This is a genomic window from Oceanisphaera litoralis (genome assembly GCF_016907015.1).
GTDB lineage: Bacteria > Pseudomonadota > Gammaproteobacteria > Enterobacterales > Aeromonadaceae > Oceanimonas > Oceanimonas litoralis.
The window spans coordinates 102,127-126,851 of record NZ_JAFBBE010000009.1 but is presented as its reverse complement, the minus strand read 5'-3'; the positions used below and the strand labels follow the sequence as shown (position 1 = coordinate 126,851).

At 58.5% G+C, this 24,725-nt stretch carries 23 protein-coding genes; 12 read left to right on the top strand and 11 right to left on the bottom strand.

Annotation, left to right across the window (positions count from 1 at the left end; all coding sequences use genetic code 11):
- Nucleotides 1-52: 52 nt before the first annotated feature.
- Nucleotides 53-292: a phage integrase N-terminal SAM-like domain-containing protein gene (locus tag HNR62_RS07680; protein WP_204795492.1), complete on the bottom strand. Its 240-nt coding sequence runs from the start codon at nt 290-292 to the stop codon at nt 53-55.
- A gap of 169 nt (nt 293-461) precedes the next feature.
- On the opposite strand from HNR62_RS07680, the gene HNR62_RS07675 reads away from it, so the two are divergent.
- The 3 genes from HNR62_RS07675 (at nt 462) to HNR62_RS07665 (ending at nt 2,775) form a co-directional block, all read left to right on the top strand.
- Complete coding sequence (locus tag HNR62_RS07675) at nt 462-1,616, top strand: HNH endonuclease (protein WP_204795491.1); 1,155 nt, start codon at nt 462-464, stop codon at nt 1,614-1,616.
- A 109-nt stretch (nt 1,617-1,725) separates the two neighbouring features.
- The gene (locus tag HNR62_RS07670; protein WP_204795490.1) at nt 1,726-2,211 is read left to right on the top strand and encodes an RDD family protein; all 486 of its coding nucleotides are present in this window, start codon (nt 1,726-1,728) and stop codon (nt 2,209-2,211) included.
- 90 nt (nt 2,212-2,301) lie between these two features.
- Nucleotides 2,302-2,775 carry a hypothetical protein gene (locus HNR62_RS07665; protein ID WP_204795489.1) on the top strand — a complete coding sequence of 158 codons (474 nt, stop codon included), beginning with the start codon at nt 2,302-2,304 and terminating at the stop codon, nt 2,773-2,775.
- 257 nt (nt 2,776-3,032) lie between these two features.
- Here HNR62_RS07665 and HNR62_RS16155 read toward each other — a convergent pair whose 3' ends face one another.
- Together HNR62_RS16155 and HNR62_RS07660 are read right to left on the bottom strand one after the other, a co-directional pair.
- Nucleotides 3,033-3,164 carry a putative transporter small subunit gene (locus tag HNR62_RS16155; protein WP_239552673.1) on the bottom strand — a complete coding sequence of 44 codons (132 nt, stop codon included), beginning with the start codon at nt 3,162-3,164 and terminating at the stop codon, nt 3,033-3,035.
- On the bottom strand, nt 3,161-4,858 hold the full coding sequence (locus tag HNR62_RS07660) for a sodium:solute symporter family protein (RefSeq protein WP_204795488.1): 1,698 nt from the start codon (nt 4,856-4,858) through the stop codon (nt 3,161-3,163). The genes HNR62_RS16155 and HNR62_RS07660 overlap by 4 nt, the downstream gene beginning before the upstream one ends.
- A gap of 465 nt (nt 4,859-5,323) precedes the next feature.
- Between HNR62_RS07660 and purE the strand changes: the two genes are divergently transcribed.
- The 4 genes from purE to HNR62_RS07640 all read left to right on the top strand — a co-directional run bounded on the left by purE (nt 5,324) and on the right by HNR62_RS07640 (nt 11,223).
- A complete protein-coding gene (gene purE / locus HNR62_RS07655; protein ID WP_204795487.1) occupies nt 5,324-5,818 on the top strand; it encodes a 5-(carboxyamino)imidazole ribonucleotide mutase in 495 nt (164 codons plus the stop codon).
- The gene (purK, locus tag HNR62_RS07650) at nt 5,815-6,882 is read left to right on the top strand and encodes a 5-(carboxyamino)imidazole ribonucleotide synthase (protein ID WP_204795486.1); all 1,068 of its coding nucleotides are present in this window, start codon (nt 5,815-5,817) and stop codon (nt 6,880-6,882) included. Before purE ends, purK begins: the two co-directional genes overlap by 4 nt.
- A 184-nt stretch (nt 6,883-7,066) precedes the next feature.
- The gene (locus HNR62_RS07645; protein ID WP_204795485.1) at nt 7,067-8,164 is read left to right on the top strand and encodes an efflux RND transporter periplasmic adaptor subunit; all 1,098 of its coding nucleotides are present in this window, start codon (nt 7,067-7,069) and stop codon (nt 8,162-8,164) included.
- A complete protein-coding gene (locus HNR62_RS07640; RefSeq protein WP_204795484.1) occupies nt 8,161-11,223 on the top strand; it encodes an efflux RND transporter permease subunit in 3,063 nt (1,020 codons plus the stop codon). The genes HNR62_RS07645 and HNR62_RS07640 overlap by 4 nt, the downstream gene beginning before the upstream one ends.
- 224 nt (nt 11,224-11,447) lie before the next feature.
- Here HNR62_RS07640 and HNR62_RS07635 read toward each other — a convergent pair whose 3' ends face one another.
- Entirely contained in the window at nt 11,448-12,488 is a 1,041-nt protein-coding gene (locus HNR62_RS07635) for a PLP-dependent cysteine synthase family protein (RefSeq protein WP_204795483.1), read from the bottom strand.
- Between the two features lie 149 nt (nt 12,489-12,637).
- Here HNR62_RS07635 and HNR62_RS07630 point away from each other — a divergent pair, with 149 nt between their 5' ends.
- A complete protein-coding gene (locus HNR62_RS07630; RefSeq protein ID WP_338044086.1) occupies nt 12,638-13,117 on the top strand; it encodes an Lrp/AsnC family transcriptional regulator in 480 nt (159 codons plus the stop codon).
- A 188-nt stretch (nt 13,118-13,305) separates the two neighbouring features.
- On the opposite strand, the gene HNR62_RS07625 is transcribed toward HNR62_RS07630, so the two are convergent.
- Nucleotides 13,306-14,469 carry a Na/Pi symporter gene (locus HNR62_RS07625; protein WP_204795504.1) on the bottom strand — a complete coding sequence of 388 codons (1,164 nt, stop codon included), beginning with the start codon at nt 14,467-14,469 and terminating at the stop codon, nt 13,306-13,308.
- 297 nt (nt 14,470-14,766) lie between these two features.
- Here HNR62_RS07625 and cobO point away from each other — a divergent pair, with 297 nt between their 5' ends.
- Both cobO and HNR62_RS07615 read left to right on the top strand, forming a co-directional pair.
- Nucleotides 14,767-15,390 (top strand): cob(I)yrinic acid a,c-diamide adenosyltransferase, encoded by a 624-nt coding sequence (cobO, locus tag HNR62_RS07620; protein ID WP_204795482.1) that lies wholly within the window; start codon nt 14,767-14,769, stop codon nt 15,388-15,390.
- A gap of 130 nt (nt 15,391-15,520) precedes the next feature.
- Nucleotides 15,521-15,796, top strand: a complete 276-nt coding sequence (locus HNR62_RS07615) for a hypothetical protein (RefSeq protein WP_204795481.1) — start codon at nt 15,521-15,523, stop codon at nt 15,794-15,796.
- Between the two features lie 168 nt (nt 15,797-15,964).
- Here HNR62_RS07615 and HNR62_RS07610 read toward each other — a convergent pair whose 3' ends face one another.
- Together HNR62_RS07610 and HNR62_RS07605 are read right to left on the bottom strand one after the other, a co-directional pair.
- Entirely contained in the window at nt 15,965-16,399 is a 435-nt protein-coding gene (locus HNR62_RS07610) for an IS1096 element passenger TnpR family protein (protein WP_204795480.1), read from the bottom strand.
- A gap of 99 nt (nt 16,400-16,498) precedes the next feature.
- Entirely contained in the window at nt 16,499-17,065 is a 567-nt protein-coding gene (locus HNR62_RS07605; protein WP_204795479.1) for a hypothetical protein, read from the bottom strand.
- Between the two features lie 265 nt (nt 17,066-17,330).
- On the opposite strand from HNR62_RS07605, the gene HNR62_RS07600 reads away from it, so the two are divergent.
- Nucleotides 17,331-18,713, top strand: a complete 1,383-nt coding sequence (locus HNR62_RS07600; RefSeq protein ID WP_204795478.1) for an FAD-binding oxidoreductase — start codon at nt 17,331-17,333, stop codon at nt 18,711-18,713.
- A 104-nt stretch (nt 18,714-18,817) separates the two neighbouring features.
- Here the strand turns inward: HNR62_RS07600 and HNR62_RS07595 are convergent, their stop codons facing one another.
- The gene (locus tag HNR62_RS07595; RefSeq protein WP_204795477.1) at nt 18,818-20,323 is read right to left on the bottom strand and encodes a Na+/H+ antiporter NhaC family protein; all 1,506 of its coding nucleotides are present in this window, start codon (nt 20,321-20,323) and stop codon (nt 18,818-18,820) included.
- 406 nt (nt 20,324-20,729) lie between these two features.
- Between HNR62_RS07595 and HNR62_RS07590 the strand changes: the two genes are divergently transcribed.
- Nucleotides 20,730-22,457, top strand: a complete 1,728-nt coding sequence (locus HNR62_RS07590) for a potassium/proton antiporter (RefSeq protein ID WP_204795476.1) — start codon at nt 20,730-20,732, stop codon at nt 22,455-22,457.
- A gap of 65 nt (nt 22,458-22,522) precedes the next feature.
- On the opposite strand, the gene HNR62_RS07585 is transcribed toward HNR62_RS07590, so the two are convergent.
- The 3 genes from HNR62_RS07585 to ppnP all read right to left on the bottom strand — a co-directional run bounded on the left by HNR62_RS07585 (nt 22,523) and on the right by ppnP (nt 24,692).
- Nucleotides 22,523-22,972, bottom strand: coding sequence for a YtoQ family protein (locus HNR62_RS07585; protein ID WP_204795475.1), 450 nt, complete (start codon nt 22,970-22,972; stop codon nt 22,523-22,525).
- A gap of 77 nt (nt 22,973-23,049) precedes the next feature.
- Nucleotides 23,050-24,144, bottom strand: coding sequence for a PQQ-dependent sugar dehydrogenase (locus HNR62_RS07580; RefSeq protein ID WP_204795474.1), 1,095 nt, complete (start codon nt 24,142-24,144; stop codon nt 23,050-23,052).
- A 233-nt stretch (nt 24,145-24,377) separates the two neighbouring features.
- The gene (gene ppnP, locus HNR62_RS07575; protein ID WP_204795473.1) at nt 24,378-24,692 is read right to left on the bottom strand and encodes a pyrimidine/purine nucleoside phosphorylase; all 315 of its coding nucleotides are present in this window, start codon (nt 24,690-24,692) and stop codon (nt 24,378-24,380) included.
- Nucleotides 24,693-24,725: the final 33 nt, after the last annotated feature.

Genomic DNA, 24,725 nt, shown 5'->3' with positions numbered 1-24,725 from the left:
AAGCCCTGCTGCCCTGGCAGCTTGCCGCAGAGCTATCTCAAAAACAGTAATATTATCCGGCTGAAAGCAAGAGTGCTGATTTAATGGCGCTTACGTCAATCAGGCTGACGAAGTAGTGTTTGAGCTGGGCAGGAGTCAGGTTGTCCGGTGGGCAGTCAAAAAACGCGGCGATCCGCCTCACGGCACGGGCATAGGCGTCAATGGTCGCGGGGCGTTTGCCCTGCAGGGTTAAATTATTGAGGTGCTGCTGATACAGCGCATCGAAGTGGCGTTGCTGTTGGCTATTCATCATGCTATCTCCAGTCCGCTACCACTCTGGTAGGGCTCTGAAATCAGTATGATGTGCAGCGCCATTGTTCTGCCGCGAAGCGGCTTAGTTCAACAATTGGTTCAAATCGTTCGCTACGCTCACTAGGACGGGCTAAAGCCCGCCCCTTAACCAAACGTTAGAGGTATCTGAGTTGGAGATTGGTGTGTCGAAAATATGCATTTTTTGTAAGACTGAAAAACCAGAGAATGAGTTTTCACTGGAGCATATATTTCCGCAGTCTTTGGGGGGAGCCCAAGCATCTGATCTTTTTAAAACACGTCATGTTTGTCAGCGATGCAACTCCATAATGGGACTTTTTGTTGATGCTCCTTTGGTAAAGAACTTTTTCAGTCAGAATGATATGGCTGAGAATGCTTTATATTATATCGACTTAAACAAGCCAATGCCTTTGCCTCTTCGCTACATGGGGGTTCATCAAAGTTTAGTATCAGATCCTAATTTGACGTGTGAATTATGGATGGGGCCACACGGTGGACTGGTATACCATCGACGACCGAAAGCCGATTCTAGGTACGATACGTTCGCTGGCGGAAATCCGATTGACAATAAGAAATTTGGCGGTGAGGTCTATATTTTTGCTCAACATTCAGATGAATATTGGAACCTTGTATTGCTTCAGTCCGTGATGAAGAGCTTCAAGTCTTCCAAGAGAATATCGGGAAATATTGAGCTTCCAAATGATGATAATTACTTTCATGAGCCAACTTCTTATGAGAATGAATTCTTATCAAGCCTTAAAGCCGCTCAAGGTGAAGTTCATAAGGGAAGTCTGGCGATCCAGATAGGCTTTGAGCAAAGGTTTTTATGTAAATTTGCTTTAGGTGTGGGAGTTGATAGGCTTGGAGAGCGCTATTTAGAGAGTACAGATGCGAGAGAACTTAGGAATGCTCTTTGGGCTAAAACCCCCAATGAAAGAGACTCATATGATGTGGAGTTTTCTGACTTCTTTCAGAATAGAGAGCCTGAAGAAGCAAGGTTTTTGGCATGGCCCGGTGTGCACACAATTATGCTCTATCCAGTTCATGGACGGTTGTTAGCAATAATTTACCTCTATGGGAAAAATAGGTTGATGGTCACGATATCCAAGGATGAGAATTTGTGGTCAACCTCAATCGACCAAGCTGAGGTGTATGTTCTTTGCCCGTCTCTCGATAAGTTCTCTGGCCCAATGTGTGTGGAAGATCTGTTGGCGCACCGTCTCGGTCATCGACAAATAAGCGATTTGGCTGAAATAGAGGAAAAACGCTTTGATCCTAGCACTTTACCGAAAATTACTGACCTCTAACAAATTGCTGCACGCGGACAAATTACTCGCTACGCTCCCAATTTTCCGGTGAGCAAGGCGTTAGGCTAATAATATAATTTTTATCATCATTAAAAATTAAGGAGTAATAATGAATAGTGACTTTCCCGCAACAATGGGTGACGTAATGAAATACACTGGGTTCTGGCCAAGAGTTGGTGCAAGCCTAATCGATACTGTAATTATATTAGTATTAACGTACCCTATTTTAATTTCAATATACGGCTGGAGTTATCTTGATGGTGATAACTTAGTCGAAGGTTTTGCTGATTTATTACTTAGTTGGATATTTCCACTTGTTGCCATAATCGCATTTTGGATTTATCGCCAGGCAACTCCAGGGAAAATGGCAATACAGGCGCGTATTGTGGATGCCAAGACAGGTCAAAAGCCAACATTACAGCAATATATTGTGAGGTATATTGGCTATTTCTTAGCATCTATTCCTTTGGGGTTAGGCATTTTTTGGGTTGCTTGGGACAAGAAAAAGCAAGGGTGGCATGACAAATTAGCTGGGACAGTAGTCATAAGCCCTAAATCCGGTCAAACACAAGAAGTAAAATTCGAAGGTAAATAGTCTAACAAGGCCAATCACAACCGCCAGCAAGCTGGCTGGACTCGCTACGCTCGTCTGTGTTGGCGGCTTTATCTTTTTCTGGAGTATCGTATGTTGCATAAAATTGAGCAGTGGATTGATCAGACTAATCTTGAGTATCAAGGGCAAAGGATTTCTTGTTCTAAGTTTTTTGATGATTTCAGCGGTTTTTATTCTCTAGAGTTTCTCCAGCAGGCATATTTTGTAGTTGTCGATACAATCCCTAAACCTAATTTTCCTGAATTGCGACAAATGGGGTTGGGTAATTTTATTGATATGGAAGTACACGGAATTACGTATAAAAATACTTATTACATTCTCCCTCATCTAGCATCAAATTTACGTTTACACTTTCATGAGCTTGTCCATGTTGCACAATGGGGATATTTAGGTGCAATACCATTTATAGAACGCTACATTACTGAAATTAAAACGGTGGGCTATGGTGAGGCACCTTTAGAAAAAATGGCATACGGTTTTGATTCTCACTTTACGAATGGTGGAGAAAAAATTGATGTGCCAAATTATGTTGCACAAAAAATATAAAAAAAGCCAGTAAGCAGGACGCAGCAAAGCTGCGCCTCTACTAGCGACGTTAGCATTTTTGCTGAATTTAAGCCTCAGCTCTGCCTATTTATATAAAAAAATCTAATCGCCGCACACAAACATCAACATCGAATTCCTGACCTATGGCCACCACGGCAACGCTTTTTATCTCTGCTGGCTGCAGAGCTTTTACTGACCATTAAAAAGGCGGGCCCTTGGGCCCGCCTTTGTCGTTGTACACGCCGTGATACCTGTGATTACACTAGGTCGCGGTTTTCCTTTTTAGCCTCGTGCACATCCTTGAGTACCGCCTTGCAAATCAGCAGCAGTATCCACAGGGTGAGGGCGGGCCAGATCAGAATATAGGCGCCTAACATCAGTTCGCTCATGAGGACTCCTTGGCAAAACGAGGGGAATTCATATTGGCCTTTCCGGCCAGGGGCTTGATATCGGCCCTGTCGTCATAGTGGCCGACCCGCTGGGCAATGAGATCGAAGTCGAATTCCTGGCGTTGCATCAGGCTCATCACCACGCACACCAGGGTACTGACACCGTAGGCCACCAGAGACGACAGCAGCACCGTGTATTCCCGCAGGAAGCCGGTGGCAAAGAACATCAGCGCCACCCCGGCAATAATGCCGGCCACAAAACCGGCACGGGTGCCACAGAAGCCGAACACCATCAGGCCGATCACCACACCACCGCCCATGCTGGCCAGCAGCTCGAACAGCACGGCAATGGCGCCGGTCATCGGCAGCAGCTCGAAGCGGGCTACGCAGAACATCAGCAGGCCGGCAATCACCGAGCCGGTAAAGGCACGATTGGTGACCCGGTTCCAGAAGCAACTGGCGATAACCGGGAACACGATGGCGCCCCAGAGCGCGCCCACAAACACCAGCATCACCAGAATATCAAACGAGAAGCTGGCAAAAATGATACCGATCATGGTGGCAGCGACCATGGTCAGACGGCCGATAAACAACATGCGCCTGGGGTCGACCTTGCCTTTGGCGATGTTCTTGCCGTAGACATCGGCCATCATGATGGCCGACAGCGCCGACAGATCCGAGTCGGCGGTGGACGACAGGGAGCCGATCACCAGAATAAAGAAGAGCCCGATAAACACCGGCGGCAGGTAGGAAGACACCATCTGCGGGATCAGGTTATTCATGTTGCCGTTCAGCGGCTCAACCCCTGTGGTCAGGGCCATCAGACCGATCATGCCGAGGCCAATCACAATGGCACCGTACCCCAGGGTGGCGGTGATGAAGGTGGGTTTGATGTGTTTTTCATTCACCGCAAACAGCCGCTGGGCAATGGTCTGATTACCGATGGCATAGGCCAGCACCGCCACAAAATAGGGGGCGCCCTGATGCAGTATGGCGTCGGTCGAGAACAGATCGGCCTGTTGCAGGCTGAGCTTGTCAAAGCCATTGAGCATCTCGGTGGGGCCCCCCATGGCGAACAGTACCGCCGGAATGATCACCACGGCGATGGCCATGAGGGCGATAAGCTGGGCGAAATCGGTGAGTACGGAAGCGCGGAAACCGGACCAGAGGGTGTAGCTTAGTACGCCTGCGCCGGCGATGATGACGCCGGCCTGAAACGACAGCGGCGACAGCACAGACACCAGGGCACCGGCGGCGGTGAAGTTCACCATCAGGCTGATGAGGCTGCCGAGCAGATTGGACAGCGCCAGGATCAACTGGCTGGAGGAACCGTGACGGGCGTGAATGATTTCACCCAGAGTATGTGCCTTGGGGGCCAGGGCACGGAAACGGCGGCCGAAGGGATAGATGAACAGTATCATCAGCGCGCCCCAGAGACCGTAGTGCAGGGGGCCGGACACGCCATAGGTATAGCCGGAGGTGGCGGCGGCATAGAAGGACGCCGCCCAGATCCAGGTGGCGGTCATGCTGGCCGCGCCTATGCCGAAGCCGACGCTCTGGTTGGAGACCATGAAGGCGTCGGTATCTTCCTGTTCTTTCTTGATAAAGGTGGTGATCAAATAGGTACCGCCGTAGAAGGCGGCCAGCAACAGCAGCACAGTGGTGCTGGAAAATTGATAGAGTTCCAAGTTCATCTCCCTGTTCATACGAGTGAAACGGGCATACGTACAGGCCGAGGCGGCCGAGTAAACGGCACCTGACCTGACGCAGGTTAAGACGACCTGGCTAGCGGCAACGGACGCGAAGATCCCGTAGAAAACGGATCGGCAGTAAGTAAGAACAATGGCTTAGAGACGTTGGCGATAGCCTGGTAATGTGCGGTCGACGACACTGATGGTCGTGACTAGGGTAACGCTTCGATGGCACCAATCATGGGGCGGACACCTCCTGTGTATACGTGATGTTTACTTTTGAGGACGAAGCATATTACCGTTACGTTCGGGTAATGTCCACCTACACACCATTAGCCGACTAGCCGCCATCCCCCCCTTTCGTTATAATCCGCGCTCCCCCGGATCCACCAAAAATGCTGAACGTTGTTGAGACGTTATCGAGATGTTGTTGAGACGTCGTTAAAACGCTGTTGAACAGGAGTAGTCATGCAAGCAAAAGTTGCCGTCATCATGGGTTCCAAGAGTGATTGGCCCACCATGCAGGGTGCTGCGGAAATCATGGATAAACTGCAGGTCGCCTATGAAGTGGAAGTGGTGTCGGCGCACCGCACCCCAGACCGACTGATGGAATTTGGCGAACAGGCCGTGGATCGCGGTTTTGAAGTTATCATCGCCGGTGCCGGCGGCGCCGCTCACCTGCCGGGCATGGTTGCCTGCAAGACCCGATTGCCGGTGCTGGGTGTACCGGTGCAAAGCCGGGCGCTCAACGGCATGGACAGCTTGTTGTCTATTGTGCAGATGCCCAAGGGCGTGGCCGTGGGCACCCTGGCCATCGGCGAGGCCGGCGCCTTCAACGCGGGCCTGATGGCATGCCAGATCCTGGCCAACAACGACGCGGCCCTGGCCGAACGGCTGGAGGCCTTCCGCCAGGCGCAGACCGAGACCGTATTGAGCAACCCCGACCCGCGGGAGGAAGCATGAGCCGTATCTGGGTACTGGGCGCCGGCCAACTGGGCCAGATGCTGAAACACGCCGGCATGCCGCTTGATCTCGACGTATGCCCGGTGGACATAGCGTCGGAAGAGACCTTTCCGCTGCAGCCCCACGAACAGGTGACCGCCGAGCGGGAACAGTGGCCGGACACCGCCGCCACCCGTCAACTGGCCGCCCATCCAGCGTTTGTGAACCTCGATACCTTCCCCGTGCTGGCCGACCGCTTTACTCAGAAATCGTTGATCGACAAGCTGGGCCTCGCCACCGCGCCCTGGCAGCTGGTTGAAACCGACACCAGCGCCGACGCACTGCATCAGAAATTGGGCGAGCGGGTGCTGCTCAAGCGCCGCACCGGCGGCTATGACGGCCGGGGTCAGCACTGGCTGCGCGAGCCGGGCCTGGACGCCATTCCCGACGACTGGCACGAGCAGGCCATTGCCGAACAGGCCATCGACTTCGACGAAGAAATGTCGGTGGTGGGCATGCGTGGTGCCGACGGCCAGTGTTTCTTCTATCCGCTGACCCTGAACCTGCATGTGAACGGCATTCTGCTGGGTTCGGTCGCGCCATTGGCGCGGCTGGCACATCTGCAGGCGGAAGCCGAGCGCATGCTGGGCACCCTGATGAACGACCTCGATTACGTGGGCGTGATGGCGATGGAATGTTTCCGGGTCGGCGATCACCTGCTGATCAACGAACTGGCGCCGCGGGTACACAACAGCGGTCACTGGACCCAGGCCGGTGCCAACATGAGCCAGTTCGAGGCCCATCTGCGTGCCGTGGCCAGGTTACCCCTGGTACAGCCCACCGTTAAAAACACCAGCGTCATGGTGAACCTGGTGGGTACCGAGCGCAACGATGCCTGGCTGTCGGTACCCGGTGCCGAACTGTACTGGTACGGCAAGGAGGTGCGTCCCGGCCGCAAGGTAGGGCACATCAACTTCTGCCTCGACAACCATGCAGACACCAAAACCGCCTTGGACCAGTTGCAACCCCTGCTGCCGGCCAACTACGTTCAGGTACTGAACTGGCTGCGCAGCCAGCTCGACTGAGCCCCAAAGCCCCGCTTCGGCGGGGCTTTTTGTTACACGCCTCAGCCCTCAGCCCTCACGCCTCACCCCTCACGCCTCACCCCTTACTCCTCATCCCTCACCCCTCGTTGCCCTGTTTCCCGCTGTTCGTTTTCGCCGAGCTGTTATGCTGAATATCTACTCTATTCGATAGGGAATATCACCGATGGCAGTGGAGGCGTTCACGCGATGGCTGGCGCGACACAAGGGATTGGGCTGGCTGCTACTGGTGGTGGCGGTGGTGCTGTTCTGGCTGTGGCGGGGCGAGCGTTATCAGGCGCAGGTGGAAGCACCGGCGGCAGAGCCGGTGTCGACCGCCGAGGAATTTCATGTCGAGGTGATGGCCTTCGATGCCGAGCCCTATCAGCCCGGCGTGGTACTGCAGGGGCAGTTGCTGCCCCACCGTACCCTGGTGATGCGAACCCGGGCAAGCGGCACCCTTACCAGGCTGCCCAGGCTCGGGCAAACGGTGACCGAGGGCGACCCCCTGCTCACCCTGAGCGACGACGGTCGTACGGTCAAGCTGGCTCGGGCCGAGGCGGAATACCGGCTGCGCCAGGCCGAAGTGACCGCGGCTACCCGGCTGCGTCGCAACCAAATGATTTCCGAAACCGATTATCTGGCATTGAAGTCGGCCGCCGCCATGGCGGAAGCCGGATTGGCCGAGGCCCGGCTGGCGTTGAGTCATACCCGCATCGAGGCCCCCTTTACCGGCAGTATTGACGCACTGCCGGTGGAGCTGGGGCAGTTTGTACAGACCGGTGACGTGCTGCTGACCCTGGTGGATGTCTCCACCCTCAAGCTCAGCGCCGCCGCGCCTCAGCAGCAGGTGGCCGAGCTCGCTCCCGGCTTACCGGTGACGGCGGTGCTGCTGGATGGCCGTGAACTGACGGGCGAACTGGAGTTTGTCGCCCAGTCTGCCGATGTGAATACCCGCAGCTTCATGCTGGAAGCCCGGCTGGATAATCCCCGGGGCTGGCGGGTGGCGGGGGCCAGTGCCGAGCTGAACATAGCGCTGTCGCTGCGGCCCGCCTATCGGCTGTCGCCGGCGCTGCTGGCACTGGACGCTAATGGCCGTCCGGGAGTCCATATCGTGGATGAACAGGATCGCATGCAATGGGTGCCGGTCACCCTGCTCGGTATTACCCCCGACGAAGCCTGGATCGGTGGCCTGCCCGCGTCGGTGCGTCTCATCACCCGGGGAGCGGGCTTTGTGACCGAAGGTGAAGGGGTGCGAGTACGCGACGCGGAGCCGGTGCCATGAGGGCGCTGATTGCCGCGGCGGTGTATCGCAGCCGCGCCACCCTGATGGCCTTTGTTTTTCTACTGCTCGGGGGGTACGGCGCCTATCAGGCCATTCCCAAGGAAGCCAACCCGGATGTGACCATCCCCATGATGTATGTGTCCATGCGGCTGGAAGGCATCAGCCCGGAAGACGGCGAGCGGCTGCTGGTGCGTCCCATGGAGCAGGAGCTGCATACCCTGGAGGGGGTGAAGAAAATGACCTCCATCGCCAGCGAGGGCTATGCCTCGGTGATGCTGGAATTCGATGCCGGCTTCGACCCCAAACAGGCATTGCAGGATGTGCGGGAAAAGGTCGATTCGGCGCGCAGCACGCTGCCGCAGGAAGCCGACGAGCCGATAGTGAACGAAATCAACGTGGCGCTGTTTCCTGTGCTGTCGGTGGCCCTGTCCGGTCCGCTGTCGGAAGCCGAGCTGGTGATGACGGCCCGGCGACTGAAAGACGAGATTGAAGGCATTGCCGAGGTGCTGGAGGTGGACATCGGCGGTGACCGGGAAGACCTGCTGGAAATTCTGGTCGACCCCCAGGTGCTGGGCGGCTACGGCATCGACTACACGGCATTGTTCAATCTGGTGTCGCGCAACAACCGGCTGGTCGCCGCCGGCAGCCTGGATACCGGCGCCGGCCGCCTGGCGATCAAGGTGCCCGGCGTCATAGAGGATCTGGACGACATACTGGGCCTGCCGATCAAAGTCAGCGGCGACCAGGTGGTGACCTTCGGCGATGTGGCCACCCTGCGCCGTACCTTCAAGGATCCGACCGGCTTCGCCCGTATCAACGGCAAGCCGGGACTGGTGCTGGAGGTCAGCAAGCGCGCCGGCGCCAACATCATCAATACCATAGCCCGGGTCAAGACACTGCTGGCGGAGGCCGGCCCCTTGTTGCCGCCGGGGGTGGAAATCAACTACATCATGGATCAATCCGTGCAGATTGAGGAGATGCTCGCAGACCTGCTCAACAACGTGCTTACCGCCGTGGTGCTGGTATTGATCCTGATCCTGGCCACCATGGGGGCCCGCTCGGCCATCATGGTGGGGCTGACCATTCCCGGCGCCTTTCTTACCGGCATTCTGATCATCTGGGCCATCGATTTCACCATGAACATCATAGTGCTGTTCTCGCTGATCCTGGTGGCCGGCATGCTGGTGGATGGCGCCATAGTAGTGTCGGAACTGGCCGACCGCCATCTGCACGAGGGGCAGAAACCGAAGCAGGCCTGGATCAACGCCGCTCACCGCATGAGCTGGCCGGTGATTGCCTCCACCGCCACCACCCTGGCGGTGTTTGTGCCGCTGCTGTTCTGGCCCGGTGTGGTGGGGGAGTTCATGAAATACCTGCCCGCTACCGTTATCATCTGTTTGCTGGCCTCCCTGGCCATGGCGTTGATCTTCCTGCCCACCATGGGCGGCCTCAGCCGACACAGAACCCGCGCCAGGGAGCCGGTCAGGGTGCCGGGGCTCCGCCACTACCGACGCCTGCTTGGCTGCTTGTTGCAACGGCCCGGTCTGGCCCTGATTGGCACCCTGGCGCTGATCGGGCTTATTTATGGCGGTTATGCCCGCTTCAACCTCGGGGTGGAGTTTTTTCCGTCCATCGAGCCGGACAGTGCTCAACTGCAGGTGCGTGCCCGGGGCGATCTGTCGGTGTATGAAAAAGACGCCATCTTGCGCGAGGTGGAAGGACGCTTGCAGGGGCTGAGCGAAGTCAAGGCGCTGTATGCCCGCAGTTTTGCCCGGGTCGACAACCAGATGGGTACCGATGTGATCGGGGTGCTGCAGTTTCAGTTCATTGACTGGTATCTGCGCCGGCCGGCCGGCGCCATCAAGGGCACCATGCTGGCACTGACCGAGGATATTTCCGGCGTCGTGCTGGAATTCAGACAGCAACAGATGGGGCCGGGGGCCGGCAAGCCGGTGGAGTTGCAACTCAAGGGCGGCGACGAGCGCAGACTGGCGGCGGCCACCGATATGCTGCGCTCGGCCATGGCAGAGCTGGGTGGTTTTATCGACATCGAGGACGACCGCAGCCTGCCCGGCATCGAGTGGCGGCTGAGCGTCAACCGTGAGGCCGCCGCCCGGCTGGGGGCCGACGTGCTGAGCGTGGGTAACGCGGTGCAGCTGGTGACCAATGGCCTGAAACTGGCGACCTACCGACCCGAGGATGCCAGCGACGAAGTCGATATTCGGGTGCGGCTACCGCCACACTGGCGCTCGCTCGATCAGCTGTCGCGGCTGACCCTCAAGACGCCGCGCGGCCAGGTGCCGCTGAGCCATTTCGTGACCCTGACACCGGCGCCGAAAATCGGCACCCTGCATCGGGTGGACGGCCGCCGAACCATCACCATCAAGGCCGATATTGCCGCCGGTTTTCGGCTGGATGAGCGGCTGAACGCCCTGAGGGGGCAAGTGACCGCCTTGCCCGACGGCGTCAGCCTGGTGGTGGCCGGAGAAGATGCGGATCAGCGTGAGGCGGGGCAGTTCCTGACCTATGCCTTCGGGGTGGCCATTTTCCTGATGACGCTGATCCTGGTGACCCAGTTCAACAGCCTCTATCAGACCGCACTGGTGCTCTCGGCCATCGTGTTTTCCACCGCCGGTGTGCTGATGGGGCTGCTGCTGAATGGCCAGTCGTTCGGCATCGTCATGGTGGGCATGGGTATCATCGCCCTGGCGGGCATAGTGGTGAACAACAACATAGTGCTGATCGACACCTTCAATCAGCTGCGCACCGAGGGCATGAGCCCGACCGAGGCGGCGCTGGAAACCGGTTGTCTGCGTCTGCGCCCCGTACTGCTGACCGCCATTACCACAGTGCTGGGGCTGATGCCCATGGTGCTGGGGGTGAACGTGGATCTGCTGGCGCCCAGCCTGGGTCTGGGGGCGCCCTCCACCCAGTGGTGGACCCAGCTGTCCAGCGCCATCGCCGGCGGCCTGGCCTTCGCCACCCTGCTGACCCTGCTGCTCACCCCCTGCATGCTGGTACTGGGCGCGGGACGCAAACGGGCTGGGAGGGGTGAGTAGTCGGTTTGGGCGAGGAACGAGTCCCAACCTGTCTGCCAGCGGCCAGGTGTTGGGATTCGCTTCGCTCATCCCAACCTACGGACTACCGGTGTCATATGGCGCCGCATAAGGGAGCTGTTTTTCGTAGGGTCGAATTTATTCGACCAAAACGGAGGCACGACCCCAGCGCGGTCGAATGAATTCGACCCTACCACTGATTTGGCTTGTAGAGCTTGCCGCCTGGTTTACCCGAACGCCGCTAATTGCTCGCGGTAGGAGGTGAGGTCGCCGATGTGCTTCGCGACCCATTGCGGGTTGTAGTAGGTGTCGAGATACCGTTCGCCGCCGTCGCACATCAGGGTGACCAGGGAGCCGCGCTCGCCTTTTTCCTGCATGCGTTTGGCCAGCTGCAGTACGCCCCACAGGTTGGTACCGGTCGAGCCGCCGGCCTTGCGGCCCAGAATGTGCTCCAGCCAGTGAATGGTGGCGATGCTGGCGGCGTCCGGTACCTTGATCATCTCGTCGATCACCTCGGGCAGAAAGGACGCCTCTACCCGCGGGCGACCTATGCCTTCGATACGGCCCCCGGCCTGGCTGACCAGGCTGGCGTCGCCGCTTTGGTAGCTGTCGTAGAACACCGAGTTTTCCGGATCCACCACCACCAGTCGGGTATCCAGCCCCAGATAGCGGGCATAACGGCCCAGGGTGGCGGAGGTACCGCCGGTGCCGGCACTCATCACGATGGCACGGGGAATGGGGTGGGGCTCTTCGGCCAGTTGGCGGAAGATGCTCTCGGCAATGTTGTTGTTGCCGCGCCAGTCGGTGGCCCGCTCGGCAAAGGTGAACTGATCCATGTAATGGCCGCGGCTTTCCCGTGCCAGTCGTTCGGCGGCATCGTAGACCTGGGATGAACGCTCCACAAAATGACAGCGGCCCCCCAGGCGTTCCACCTGCTCGATTTTGCTGCGGGTGGTGGAGCCGGGCATCACGGCGGTAAAGGGCAGACCCAGCAGCTTGGCAAAATAGGCCTCGGACACGGCGGTGCTGCCCGACGAGGCTTCCACCACATGGGTACCTTGGTTGATCTTGCCGCTGCAGATGGCATGCAGAAACAGCGAGCGGGCCAGCCGATGCTTGAGGCTGCCGGTGGGGTGGGTGCTTTCGTCCTTCAGATAGATGTCGATGCCGTCGAGGCCGGGAATATCGAGCCGATACAGGTGGGTATCGGAAGTGCGCAGCTGATCGCTGGACAGGGTCCTGAGGGCGTTGCGGGTCCAGTTGTTCATGGTGGTGGCGTCCGGAGCTAGAGGGAACAGGGAGAACCGAGCGGTTCTGTATGCAGGAATTATATCTCTCGCTTGCGGTAAAGTTTTTCTGTATTTACCCCATAAATGTTATTTTTTAGAAAATATTTCTCATTTTAAGGGGTTTAATAGTGGATATTTTCGATTGGCAGATTCTGGGCCTGCTGCAGCAGGACGCCTCGCTGCCGTTGAAGGAGCTGGCCGAGGCGGTGAACCTGTCTACCACCCCCTGCTGGAAACGGGTAAAGAAGCTGGAAGAGGCCGGTTACATTCGCGGCCGAGTGGCGCTGCTGGATGCAGACAAACTGGGGCTGGGGCTGTCGGTATTCGTGCAGCTCAAGACCCGGCACCACGACAGCCACTGGCTGGCACAGTTTGCCGAGACGGTGACCGCCTTTGACGAGGTGGTGGAGTTCTATCGCATGTCCGGCGAGTGGGACTACATGCTGCGGGTGGTGGTGGCGGATATCGGCGCCTTCGACCGTTTCTACAAGATGCTGATCACCAGCACCGAAGGGCTGTCGGACATTAGCTCCAGCTTCGCCATGGAGCAAATCAAGTACACCACGGCCCTGCCGCTGGGCAACCAGGGATCAGGTTCCGGGGAGTAGGAGCCAGGGAGTAGGTGCCAGGGAGTAGGTTCCAAGAGGAGCATGGCCACCGGGGTACCGATGGCGCAGCTACTGTTTGCCGGGCCGCTGCTGGGCCCGGCCTGATCTTTCATCAGATCCAGTTAATGGTCCGTGCGGTCATGGCGCAGCACTATGCCCGCCAGACTATGCCCGCCTGGGGGAAGTATTCAGAACCACTGGCTGACGCCGACCACCATCAGCGGCAGGGCAAAGAAGACACCCACGATATAGACGGCCACATAAGCCTTGTTGCGCTGGGCCAGAGTGGCCAGGGTTTCGGCCATGACCACAGGTAGCTGGCGCAGGAAAGGCAGCACGTAGATAACGGCAATCGCCAGCAGGTTGAACAGCAGGTGCACCAGGGCAATCTGCAGTGCCACCGTGGCCGCGGCGCCGCTGATGGCGGTAGCCGCCAGCAACGCGGTGATGGTGGTGCCGATGTTGCTGCCCAGAATGAAGGGGTAGACCTGCTTCAGGCTGAACACGCCGGTGCCGGCCAGGGGCACAATCAAGGAGGTGGTGGTGGAGGACGACTGCACCAGCACGGTGACCAGAGTACCCGAGGCCATGCCCGAGGCGGGGCCACGACCCACGGCGGTATGCAGTATGTTCATGGCACGACCCTCCATCAGTTTGCGCAGCACCTTGCCAATCTGGGTCACCACCACCAGGATAAGGCCTATGCCGATCAGGATCAGCGCCACACCGGACCAGATACCCGGCAGCCAGGCCACGCTGGCCTTCAGCAGGTCGGAGGCAGGAGCAAGCAGTACCTTCATGAAGTTCACGCCGCTCATGCTGACGCTGGCATCGCTGACCAGCAGGCCGGCCAGGTACTCGGATATGGTGGCGAGCGGGCGGAATAGCAGCTCCAGCGGCAGCAGTATGGCCACGGCCAGAATGTTGAAGCTGTCATGCACGGTGGCGGCGGAGAAGGCGCGCTTGAACGCTTCGCCATCGCGAATATGGCCCAGGCTGACCAGGGTGCTGGTGAGCGAGGTGCCGATATTGGCACCCATGACCATGGGAATGGCGATGCTAATCGGCAGGCCACCGGCGACCATGCCGACGATAATGGAGGTGACGGTGCTGGAACTCTGAATGAGCGAGGTGGCTACCACCCCGACGATCAGCGCGATACCCGGGTTGGAAGCAAAGGCAAACAGCTCTTTGGCGTCATTGCCGGCGGCGGCCTTGAAGCCGGAGCCGATGGCGCCCACGGCGGCCAGCAGCATATAAACAAGAAATGAAACCAGCAACCAGGATATCCAGCTGGACTTGACGTTACTTTTGTTTGCGGAGCCGGGCAGGGCGGTGGACTCAAAGTTCATCATGTTTCCTCATTTCAACGTTGGCGCCACTATGCCGAGCCTTTATGACGGTTTTATTACAGGATGACATTTTTATGACAGGCCCGTTTCAGTTGGGTCTGTTAGCGGCGTTTAAGGGGCACATTCGAGTCATAACCCGAGCGGTAGCCTGCTTTTTCTGGTTACTACTTCTGGTTATTACAGTCAGCCGGATGCGTATTATGCTCATGCCGTCGCGGCCCCTGGCAGGCCCTTACATCCGGTTTTTGCTGTGATATGGTGCCGCACCAGATTCGTTAGTACCCATAAGGAGCCCCCATGAGCGAAGCAAACGACAACCACCGTGATCAGGTAAAGGCCGAACGTCACCAGCAGCGGCAGCAAAAAGTGAAAGAGGCGGTCGACGCCAGAGTGGCTGCGGCCAAGGAAGAGCACGGCATACTGATGGTGATCACCGGCAACGGCAAGGGCAAGAGTACCGCCGGTTTCGGCACCGTGGCGCGGGCCGTGGGCCACGGCAAGAGCGCGGCCGTGGTGCAGTTCATCAAGGGCGGCTGGGAGTGCGGCGAGCGCAACCTGCTGCAAAAAGCAGGTGTGCCCTTCGTGGTCATGAACACCGGCTTTACCTGGGAAACCCAGAACCGCGAGCAGGACATGGCTGCCTGTGAGCAGACCTGGTTACCGGCCGAAACCATGCTGGCCGACCCCGGTATCGATCTGGTATTGCTGGACGAACTCACCTACATGGTGGCCTACCACTACCTGGACCTGGATCGGGTGCTGACCGCGCTGCAAAACCGCCCGCCGCATCAGCACGTGATCATCACCGGCCGCGGCTGCCATCGCGCCATCATCGAGCTGGCCGATACCGTGAGCGAAGTGCAGTCGGTCAAACACGCCTTCGATGCCGGGGTCAAAGCACAGCCGGGGTTTGATTACTGAAGCTGCGTGTTTCATCTGGTCGATGACGACCAAGCCGGGTTTGACGCAGATCAGGGCGAGGGCAGGCAGCAAGCGTATGCTGGCGGGGTTGATTCCATATTACCGCGCCACTTTGCGGCAGGAGAGTACCATGTCTCGCAAGCCCGACCGGCTCACCGCCATGCGGGAGCTCATTGACCAGGCCAAGGAAACCTTTCCCCTTTACGAGTCCGACACCTTTGTGTGCGGCACCGACAACAATTGCATTGGCTGCCCCAAAAAGCTGATGGAGCTGCTCGACTCGGAGCTCAGTTATTGGGAGCACCAGGTAAAACGGGGTATTCCACCCCACTTCGACGAAATTCGCCGTTTTGGCAAGCTGTGTAAAAGCGTAAAACGCGGCCTGGTGCGGAATAACACCCTGTAGCGTTTTCCGCCACGCCGCGAAAATGCGCCGCAGGCCGCCACCCTGACGACAGTCCGGATCTCCCTGCAGAAAGATACCGCGTTTCACGTCCCGGCATGACGCGGCATGACGGGACGTGAAACGCGGTATCGTTATCAGTCACTGATCACTGCTTTAATGGCGTTGGTATTACCACTCGTCTTCTGCCTCTGGATCGTAGCCCTTGTATTGCACCGGCTTGCTGCCGGTTTCGGCGGCCACAAAGGGATACTGGCGGCCTGGCTGGGGCTCTCTGGGTTTCTTGCGGGATTTGGACACCTGAAAAATCCAGTCGTCGCCAAAATCGAACCAGTAGAACAGCTTCTTGCCCTTGGGCAGGGGGAACAGCGACCCTATGGTGTCATCCAGCGAGAATTCTTCGCCGTCAAAATGAATGCGTTCCGATCCGAATTCCCGGCGGGAGATAAAAAACGAATACATGTGGTCGTTGTCGAAATCGACCGCCTGCTGAATGGCGTCATGCAGCTCATGCAGCGAGCTGCTTTCTTCAAGTTCCAGTTCGCAGCCCCAGTCTGCTTCCGCATACATGCCTGACACGAGCTGGATGGACAGGGTGATGATCATGGTGGCCTCATGGTTGTATGAAAGTGCGTTTTCTGAAAAGCGTGATGGAAAAAGCCCCACGGATGCCAGCGGTGGGGCTTGTATTATAAGACGTCGAGCCTAGGGCTGATACGCCGGCATGGGCGCCATGATATGTACATAGGGGGTATTTTTCCACATCACCCAGGGGCCCCCATTGGTGTGATCGGTGGGCAACCCTTCGAGCATGGCGGCATCGGGCACCAGTATCATCAGGTGCGGTACCGGCTCGGTAATCCACTCGTTGCTGGCGCTGGGCTCGCTAGCGTAAGGGTCTGTGTTGCTCTCGGGAGTGCCGCCCTGCAGCATATAACCAAAGCCCATGCCCTTGTTGGTCAGCGGCAGCTTGTTCATCCAGGCGTGAGCCCACTCCATCCAGACCGCGTCCAGACACATGGGATCCTTGCCGGGGGTAGCCGGCATATCCGGCAGACAGGTCCAGTCGTCGCTTCCTTCGCGCAACTCTGTCATCTCGTCGTTCATCTCGGTCGGCCAGTCGAGGATGGTGGCGGTGGCACTGATGGAGGGAGGGGCGGCGCTCATGGCGCTGGCAATTTTTTCTTCCGGGGTGGCGGCCAGGGCAAGGCTGCAGCTGGCACCGAGCATCAGGCCCGATGCAATACGAAGAAGAGGAACCGGGCGGTTCATGGTGGACTCCTTACCGGGGAGCGGCTGGCGCTCATCGGGACGATGAATGCTCTTTCTCCACAGTGTCTTAGGCATAGCAGGGCGGCTATAGCTCGTCAACCGGCCGGACGGTAACCCTGGCGATGCTAGACTTCTAGACTTGGGTAGAATCCAAGATCATCGCAGCGGCCGTTCTGCCGCCAGGTGCCGAGGTAGCGGCCAGTCGCCGTTGGCCGGTGTTTATTGTTGAGTCTGTAATCCAGGGACCCGTCCCGAGGACCCCATCATGACAAGCTTTTCCCGGAATACCGTTAACGAACTGAAAGAGGTGGTAAAGGGTGGCGTCGTATTGCCCGACGATGCCCGCTATAACGAGGTGCGCCAGATATGGAATGCCACCATAGACAAGCATCCTGCGATTATCATGCAGTGTGCCGAGGCTGCCGACGTGCCCAGGGCACTGCATTTTGCCCGCCGGCACGGGCTGGAGGTGTCCGTTCGGGGCGCCGGTCATAACATTGCCGGTAATGCGGTCTGTGAAGGCGGCATCATGATCGACCTGTCGAACATGACCCAGGTGCGGGTGGAGGCGGCCAAAAAGATAGCCTATGTCGAACCGGGGGCCAGGCTGGCGGATGTTGACAAGGCTACCCAGCAGCATGGTCTGGCTACGCCACTGGGCATCAACTCCACCACCGGAGTGGCCGGCCTGACCCTGGGCGGCGGCTTTGGCTGGCTGACCCGGCAACACGGCATGACGGTGGATAATCTACTGGCGGTGGATCTGGTTACTGCCGACGGTCGTGAGCTAAGGGCCAGTGAACAGGAAAACGCCGATCTGTTCTGGGCTATCAGGGGTGCGGGGGGCAACTTCGGTATCGTGACCGGCTTCGAGTATCGACTGCATCCGGTGGGGCCGGAGATCACCGCCGGTCTGTTGGTCTTTCCCATTGCCCAGGCCAAGCAGGTACTGCAGCAATATCGGGATTACATGGACAAGGCCCCCGAAGCGCTCAACATCTGGGTGGTGATGCGCAAGGCGCCGCCGTTACCCTTTTTACCCGAAGAGGTGCACGGCAAGGAAGTGGCGGTGCTGGCGGTGTTTTATGCCGGCGCCCCGGCAGATGCCGAACGGCTGATAGCCCCGCTGCGTGATTTCGGCACCCCCTATGGCGAACATATTGGCGTACAGCCTTACGTAGAATGGCAGCAGGCGTTTGATCCCCTGCTGACCCCGGGTGCGAGAAATTACTGGAAGTCCCATAACTTCACCGTGCTCAAGGACGACGCGCTGGATATCATGATTGACTACACTCACCGGCTGCCCGGCCCGCAGTGCGAGATTTTTATCGGTATGATCGGCGGCGCCGCCAATCGGGTAGCCCCCGGCGCCATGGCCTACGGCCACCGGGATGCCCGCTTTGTGCTCAATGTGCATGCACGCTGGGATGATATTGCGCAGGATAAAACCTGCATTGCCTGGGCGCGGGAGTTTTTCAAGGCGTCCGCCCCTTATGCCTCTGCCGGTGTCTATATCAACTTCATGACCGAAGAAGAAGGCGACAGGGTAAAGGCGGCCTACGGCCCTAATTACGAACGGCTGGTGCAGCTCAAGCGGCAGTATGATCCGGACAATCTGTTTCACCTGAATCAGAATATCAGACCCTGATGGTGAAGCACGACCGGGTGAAATAGGTGAAGGTGACCGGAGTGATGAAGAGTGATGAAGAGTGATGAAGCAAGGGGGCCGCGGCATGCGGCCCCCTTGTTATATCAGGCGGTCTGTGCCCGCAGGCGGACGCCTTGCAAGCGGGAGAGCAGTATCACCAGCACAATCTGGGTGGCGATGGCGGCCAGCAGCACCAGCGGACTTTCTACCCAGCCGGCCACCACAAAGCCGGCCAGGGCGATGCTGCCGTTGAGCAGGGCGTAGGGCAACTGAGTACGGAAGTGCTCAAACTGATCACACCCCGAGCCGGTGGACGACAGTATGGTGGTTTCCGAAATCGGCGAGCAGTGGTCGCCGAACAGGCCGCCCGAGAGCACGGCGCCGATGCAGGCATACAGGGGAGCGTCTATGGCCACGGCGGTGGGGATCACCAGGGGGATCATGATGGCGAAGGTGCCCCATGACGAGCCGGTGGCGAAGGAGATCACGGCCGACAGCAAGAAGGCCACTGCCGGGACCAGCCAGGCGGGGAAACCGGCCTGAGCCTGCTCGGCGATGTAGGCGGCGGCGCCCAGCTCCTTGCCTACGCTGCTCAGGGTCCAGGCCAGGATCAGCACGATGGCCACCTGCATCATGTTGCCCATGCCCTTGAGATACACGGCGATGCCGTCGGTCACCCGGCGTACGCCGTAGCAGGCCATCAGGGTGATCAGAGTCATGGCCGCCATGAAGTAGGCGCTGGAGAGGGCCGCACGAAACACGGAGCCCGGCACTTTTTCAAACGGAAAGCCCAGCGGTCCCAGCATGGCAGCCAGCACGCCGGCCATCACCAGCAGCGGTGCCCACACGAAGGAAGCACGGGCATTATCGTGGCTGAACAGACGGTGTTGCTCTTGCGGGCCGCTGGCTATTTCGCCCCGTTCGGCGGCGCGTTCGGCTTCGGCCATGGGGCCGAAGTCCAGCTTTTTGAAGGCAACCAGCGGCACTATGGCTACCGCCAGCACCGCGTAGAACTGGAACGGAATGGCGGCAATAAAGGCTTCCCAGTCGGTCAGTGGCAGGGCAAGGGCAGTAAATTCCTTTTGCAGCAGGCCCATGATGTACACGCCCCAGCCGATAAAGGGCACCAGAATCGCGACCGGCGAGGCGGTGGAGTCGATGATGAAGGCCAGCTTCTGGCGTGACAGCTTGAGCTTGTCGAACAACGGCCGGAATACCGGACCGACAATCAGGGGCGTGCCCAGATCGGAAAAGAAGATGACGATGCCGCCCAGCCAGGCCGACACCTGGGCCCGGCACTTGGTGCTGACCCAGTGGGTCACCCGGCGGGCAAAGGCCTGGCCGCCACCGGACTGCTCCATCAGCGCCACAAAGCCGCCGATAAACACCAGCAGTACCAAGACGCCGGCGTTATAGCTGTCGGTCAGCTGGCCCACCAGATGGTCCTTGACCAGAATGCCGAAGTTGTCGAGCGGGTGGCGCCAGTCGTTCAGCATCACCACGCCGCTGGCTACACCGGCAAAAAGGCCAATCACCACGTTGCGGGTGCCCAGGGCGAGCAACAGGGTGATGGCAATGGGGATCAGCGAGCTGATATGGGTTGGTTCCATTAGCGGTTTCTTCCTGAACAGCATCTACGCCAGGGGGCGAAGATTGAGAAATAAAAACAGACGCGGGACTTTAAAGAAGCCGGGGCGCGCTCGCAACCGGATAATGGCATTTTAATGATGAAATATGCACGTTAGTTGATATTTTAATCGTGCAACTGGCTATTTACCCCGATGAAATAAGTCAAATGAGTCTTTTTGTGGAATTTTTATTCACTCTGTTGTGGTCGGGGCTGATGCCGTTTGGCGGTGTGAAATCGGAGCGAAAACGCGGATATGATGAGAACAAGCGGTGATTTCGGCTTATTTTGAATATATATCGTGTATATTTAACTAAAAATTCACTATCAACGAATGGCCTTGTTTGTGATATAACAGTTGCATCTAAAACCCTGTCGGAATTCACTACTTGGATAATATTGAGCACCTTTTTCTGCTGACCGGGCTTTTGCTGTGTTTAAGCGTACTGGCCACCCTGCTGTCGGCGCGCTCCGGCATTCCCATTCTGCTGCTCTTTCTGCTGCTCGGCATGCTGGCCGGTGAAAGCGGGCCGGGCGGCATCGAGTTTGAAAGCTATTCGATGGCCTATAACGTCGGTAACCTGGCGCTGGCCATCATCTTGCTGGACGGTGGCATGCGTACCCGAATGGAGACCTTTCGGGTAGGGCTAAAGCCGGCACTCAGTCTGGCTACCCTGGGGGTGGTGATCACCAGCGGCATTACCGGCCTGCTGGCGGTGTATATCCTGGATTTGAGCTGGATGCATGGCCTCTTGCTGGGCTCCATTGTCGGCTCGACCGATGCGGCGGCGGTGTTTTCGCTGCTCGGCGGCAGGGGGATGCACCTGAACCAGCGGGTAGGGGCCTCGCTTGAAATCGAGTCGGGTACCAACGATCCCATGGCGATTTTTCTGACTCTGACCCTGATTGGCCTGATCACCGGCGAAATGAACGGCATCGGCGACACCCTGCTGTTTTTGCTGACCCAGTTCGGCATCGGGGCCATTGCCGGGGGACTGGGGGGCATTCTGCTGGTACAGCTGATCAAACGCATCGGGCTGACCTCGGGCCTGTATCCCATTCTGGTCATCGGCTTTGGTCTGGCGCTGTTTGCCATGACGGCGCTGCTGGCCGGCAGCGGCTTCCTGGCGGTATATCTGGCGGGACTGGTGGTGGGTAACTCGCGACTCAGGCACATGGAGTCGATTCTGCCGATGTTCGACGGCCTGGCCTGGCTCAGTCAGATAGGGCTGTTTCTGGTGCTGGGGCTGCTGATTTCTCCCTCCGACATGTGGGCCATGGCGCTGCCCGCCAGCCTGATCGCGCTGGCGCTGATCTTTGTGGCCCGGCCGTTGGCGGTGCTGGTGTCGCTGGTGCCGTTTTTTCGCTTCAATGCGCGCGAGCTGGGCTTTATCTCCTGGGTGGGGCTGCGCGGTGCCGTACCCATAGTGCTGGCCATTTTCCCCCTGATGGCGGGCATACCCGAAGGGCCCATGATCTTTAATGTGGCCTTTTTCGTGGTGCTGATTTCGCTGCTGGTACAGGGTTCGACCCTGCCGCAAATGGCCCGCCTGCTGAAGGTGGAGGTACCGCCCGAGCCGGCCCCCCGTCGTCGTTCCATGCTGGGTATTTTTCAGGAGGACGACTTCGAGATGTTCCTCTATACGGTCAACAGCGAGGCCATAGACGGCGTTGTGGTGCGTCAGCTCACCTTTCCGCCCCATTGTCGGGTGGCGGCGGTATTCAGGGGTGAAAACCTGCTGCCGGCCTCGGGCAGTACCCGGCTGGCACTGAACGATGTGCTTTGTGTGATCGGTCGCAGCAATCACCTCAAGACCCTGAACAACATGTTTGGCGGCGATCTGGATGCGGCGCGCAGCAAGGCGCGGGCCTTCTTTGGCGATTTCATTCTGGATGCGGATGCACGCATGGGCGACGTGGCATTGATGTACGGCGTGGATGTGGACGAGAGCGAAGCCGATTTGGACCTGGGTGACTTCATACTGGCCCACAGCAACGGCCATCCGGTGGTGGGGGATAACTTCGTGCGTTATGACATGGTGTGGACCGTGGCCGACATAGACGGCGACCGGGTACTCAAGGTGGGTCTGCGCGAACACGAGGTAGATAAGGCCTGAGCCTGTGACGGCCCCTCTTTTGTGGGGCAATCAAGACATCCCCCGCCGGAGCGGGGGAGTGGGCATCAGGACAGCAGGTAAGACAGAATGTCCACTACCTGTTCCGGGTGGCGACAGGTGGCCTTGGCGGCTTCGTCCACTTCTTTCAGGGCGTGGTCGTGTTCGGCGTCGTGCAGGGTGATGATGGGCTTGCCCGAGGCCACGGCAAAACCGGCGTCGAAGGCGGCATTCCACTGCTTGTATTTGGGGCCGAAACGAACCACAACCACATCAGCCTGCCTGATGTGGGTCGAGGTGCGGATGCTGTTGATGCCGGAGGCCTTGCGGTCGCGCCAGAAGTTATCTTCTTCGCTGCCCAGAATGTTCACGCCGACCATGTCGCTGGCGTCGTGATCGGTCACCGCCGAGTTGAACTCCACCGCCAGGCCCCGGGCCCTGGCGCCTTCGATAATACGCTCCCGCCAGTCGCTGTGAATTTCGCCGGACAGATATACATTCCAGATTTTCTGACTCATTATGTATTCCTTTTTGTTCACAAAGGTAATTTAAATAAAATACAGTTGTTAAATATTAACGCATTTAAACAAGAAAATCAGCCCTGAGGCGCCGCCGGCGCCGTCAGCTTGAGCAATTTGCCGTTGCTTTCATCGGTCAGCACATAGATGCCGCCGTCGCGGGCCTGCACCAGGGTGCGGATCCGGCTGCCAAGCTCGGTGAGCAGGTGCTGCTCTTGTGTGACCTGCTCGCCGTCCAGGGTGAGTCGCACCAGCTTGCGGCCTTTGAGCGCACCGATGAAGAGCGAGTCTTGCCACTGGGGAAACTGGCTACCGGTATAGAAGAGCATGCCGGAGGGGGCAATGGAGGGCACCCAGACCCAGATTGGATCGGCCATATCCGGATGGTGAGTTCCCTGGCCGATGGCACCGCCGCTGTATTCCCGGCCGAAGGTCACCAGGGGCCAGCCGTAGTTGGCGCCGGCCTTGATCCTGTTGACTTCATCCCCCCCGCGAGGGCCATGCTCCTGGGCCCAGAGCACGCCGCTGCCGGGATGAATGGCGGCCCCCTGTATGTTGCGGTGGCCATAACTCCAGATGGCGGGCAGGGCATAGGGCCGCTCGACGAAGGGATTGTCTTTGGGCACCTGGCCGTCGTCGTGCAGGCGGATGATTTTGCCCAGATGATTGTCGAGCTGCTGGGCCATGTCCCGGGAGTGATAGCGCTCTCCGGTGGTGATGAACAGATAGCCCTGCGGGTCAAAGACCAGGCGGGAGCCAAAATGCGCGCTGCCCGAGGTTTTGGGGTATTGCTCGAAGATCACCTCTTGTTCGATTAACCGGTTGCCGGTCAGCTTGGCCCGGGCGACGGCGGTGCCGGCGCCACCGGGGCCGGGTTGGCTGTAACTGAAATACAGCCAGAGGTTGTCGGTAAAATCCGGGTGCAGCGCCAGATCGAGCAAGCCGCCCTGGCCGCCGGCGGCGATCTCGGGCAGGCCATCGATAAGGGTGCGGCTGCCGTCGGCGTTCAGGCGCAGCAAGCGGCCGCGCCGCTCGCCGACCAGCAGCTCGCCAGTGGGCAGCTCCACCAGCCCCCAGGGATGGTGCAGCCCGTCGGCCAGGGTCTGAATGCGGTATTCGTCGGCGGCCAGTGGCGTGGCCAGCAGGCTCAGTAACAGCAATAAGGTGCGCATGGCGTTCTCCCGTTGAGCGTAGGGCTAACTATAGCGGGGTTGGGAGCGGAGAATAAGGACAGGCTGCAGATCCGGTTTGTCACCCTCGCGAAGGCGGGGGTCCATACGCTGTTGCAGACGGTGCACAGGCAAAAGCCCTGTACACCATACTCTGGATTCCCGCCTACGCGGGAAAGACGGCAAAGAATCGCGGGAATGACCCTGCTATATATTGGTGAATTGCCAGGCCGCCGTCAATCGTAGTAAGAGCAGCAGTAATCCACCAGGCTGTGGATCTTGAGCTTGAAGATGGCGTTGGCGGGCACTTCGAAGGACTCGCCGCCCTTGATGGTCTGCCAGCGGTCGCTGCCCGGCAGTTGCACCTCCAGCTCGCCGGCGAGAATCTCCATCAGCTCGGCGGCGGCGGTGTCGAAGGTATACTCGCCCGGCAGCATGATGCCGAGCGTCTTGCGGCTGCCATCGGCGAATTTGACTACCCGGCTGGTGACCTTGCCGCCGTCGTAGACATTGGCTTGCTTGATGACGGTGACGTTGTCGAATTGACTCATGATACTTCCTGTAACGATGAAAAAACGGGGCCA

Coding starts and splice junctions, on each gene's coding strand:
- HNR62_RS07585 (WP_204795475.1), bottom strand. CDS start 22,972: ATGAGTCAGAAAATCTGGAATGTATATCTGTCCGGCGAAATTCACAGC.
- HNR62_RS16155 (WP_239552673.1), bottom strand. CDS start 3,164: ATGAGCGAACTGATGTTAGGCGCCTATATTCTGATCTGGCCCGCCCTC.
- HNR62_RS07635 (WP_204795483.1), bottom strand. CDS start 12,488: ATGAACAACTGGACCCGCAACGCCCTCAGGACCCTGTCCAGCGATCAG.
- HNR62_RS07640 (WP_204795484.1), top strand. CDS start 8,161: ATGAGGGCGCTGATTGCCGCGGCGGTGTATCGCAGCCGCGCCACCCTG.
- HNR62_RS07665 (WP_204795489.1), top strand. CDS start 2,302: ATGTTGCATAAAATTGAGCAGTGGATTGATCAGACTAATCTTGAGTAT.
- HNR62_RS07600 (WP_204795478.1), top strand. CDS start 17,331: ATGACAAGCTTTTCCCGGAATACCGTTAACGAACTGAAAGAGGTGGTA.
- HNR62_RS07670 (WP_204795490.1), top strand. CDS start 1,726: ATGAATAGTGACTTTCCCGCAACAATGGGTGACGTAATGAAATACACT.
- HNR62_RS07660 (WP_204795488.1), bottom strand. CDS start 4,858: ATGAACTTGGAACTCTATCAATTTTCCAGCACCACTGTGCTGCTGTTG.
- cobO (WP_204795482.1), top strand. CDS start 14,767: ATGAGCGAAGCAAACGACAACCACCGTGATCAGGTAAAGGCCGAACGT.
- HNR62_RS07645 (WP_204795485.1), top strand. CDS start 7,067: ATGGCAGTGGAGGCGTTCACGCGATGGCTGGCGCGACACAAGGGATTG.
- HNR62_RS07615 (WP_204795481.1), top strand. CDS start 15,521: ATGTCTCGCAAGCCCGACCGGCTCACCGCCATGCGGGAGCTCATTGAC.
- ppnP (WP_204795473.1), bottom strand. CDS start 24,692: ATGAGTCAATTCGACAACGTCACCGTCATCAAGCAAGCCAATGTCTAC.
- HNR62_RS07610 (WP_204795480.1), bottom strand. CDS start 16,399: ATGATCATCACCCTGTCCATCCAGCTCGTGTCAGGCATGTATGCGGAA.
- HNR62_RS07605 (WP_204795479.1), bottom strand. CDS start 17,065: ATGAACCGCCCGGTTCCTCTTCTTCGTATTGCATCGGGCCTGATGCTC.
- HNR62_RS07680 (WP_204795492.1), bottom strand. CDS start 292: ATGATGAATAGCCAACAGCAACGCCACTTCGATGCGCTGTATCAGCAG.
- HNR62_RS07625 (WP_204795504.1), bottom strand. CDS start 14,469: ATGAACTTTGAGTCCACCGCCCTGCCCGGCTCCGCAAACAAAAGTAAC.
- purK (WP_204795486.1), top strand. CDS start 5,815: ATGAGCCGTATCTGGGTACTGGGCGCCGGCCAACTGGGCCAGATGCTG.
- HNR62_RS07580 (WP_204795474.1), bottom strand. CDS start 24,144: ATGCGCACCTTATTGCTGTTACTGAGCCTGCTGGCCACGCCACTGGCC.
- purE (WP_204795487.1), top strand. CDS start 5,324: ATGCAAGCAAAAGTTGCCGTCATCATGGGTTCCAAGAGTGATTGGCCC.
- HNR62_RS07595 (WP_204795477.1), bottom strand. CDS start 20,323: ATGGAACCAACCCATATCAGCTCGCTGATCCCCATTGCCATCACCCTG.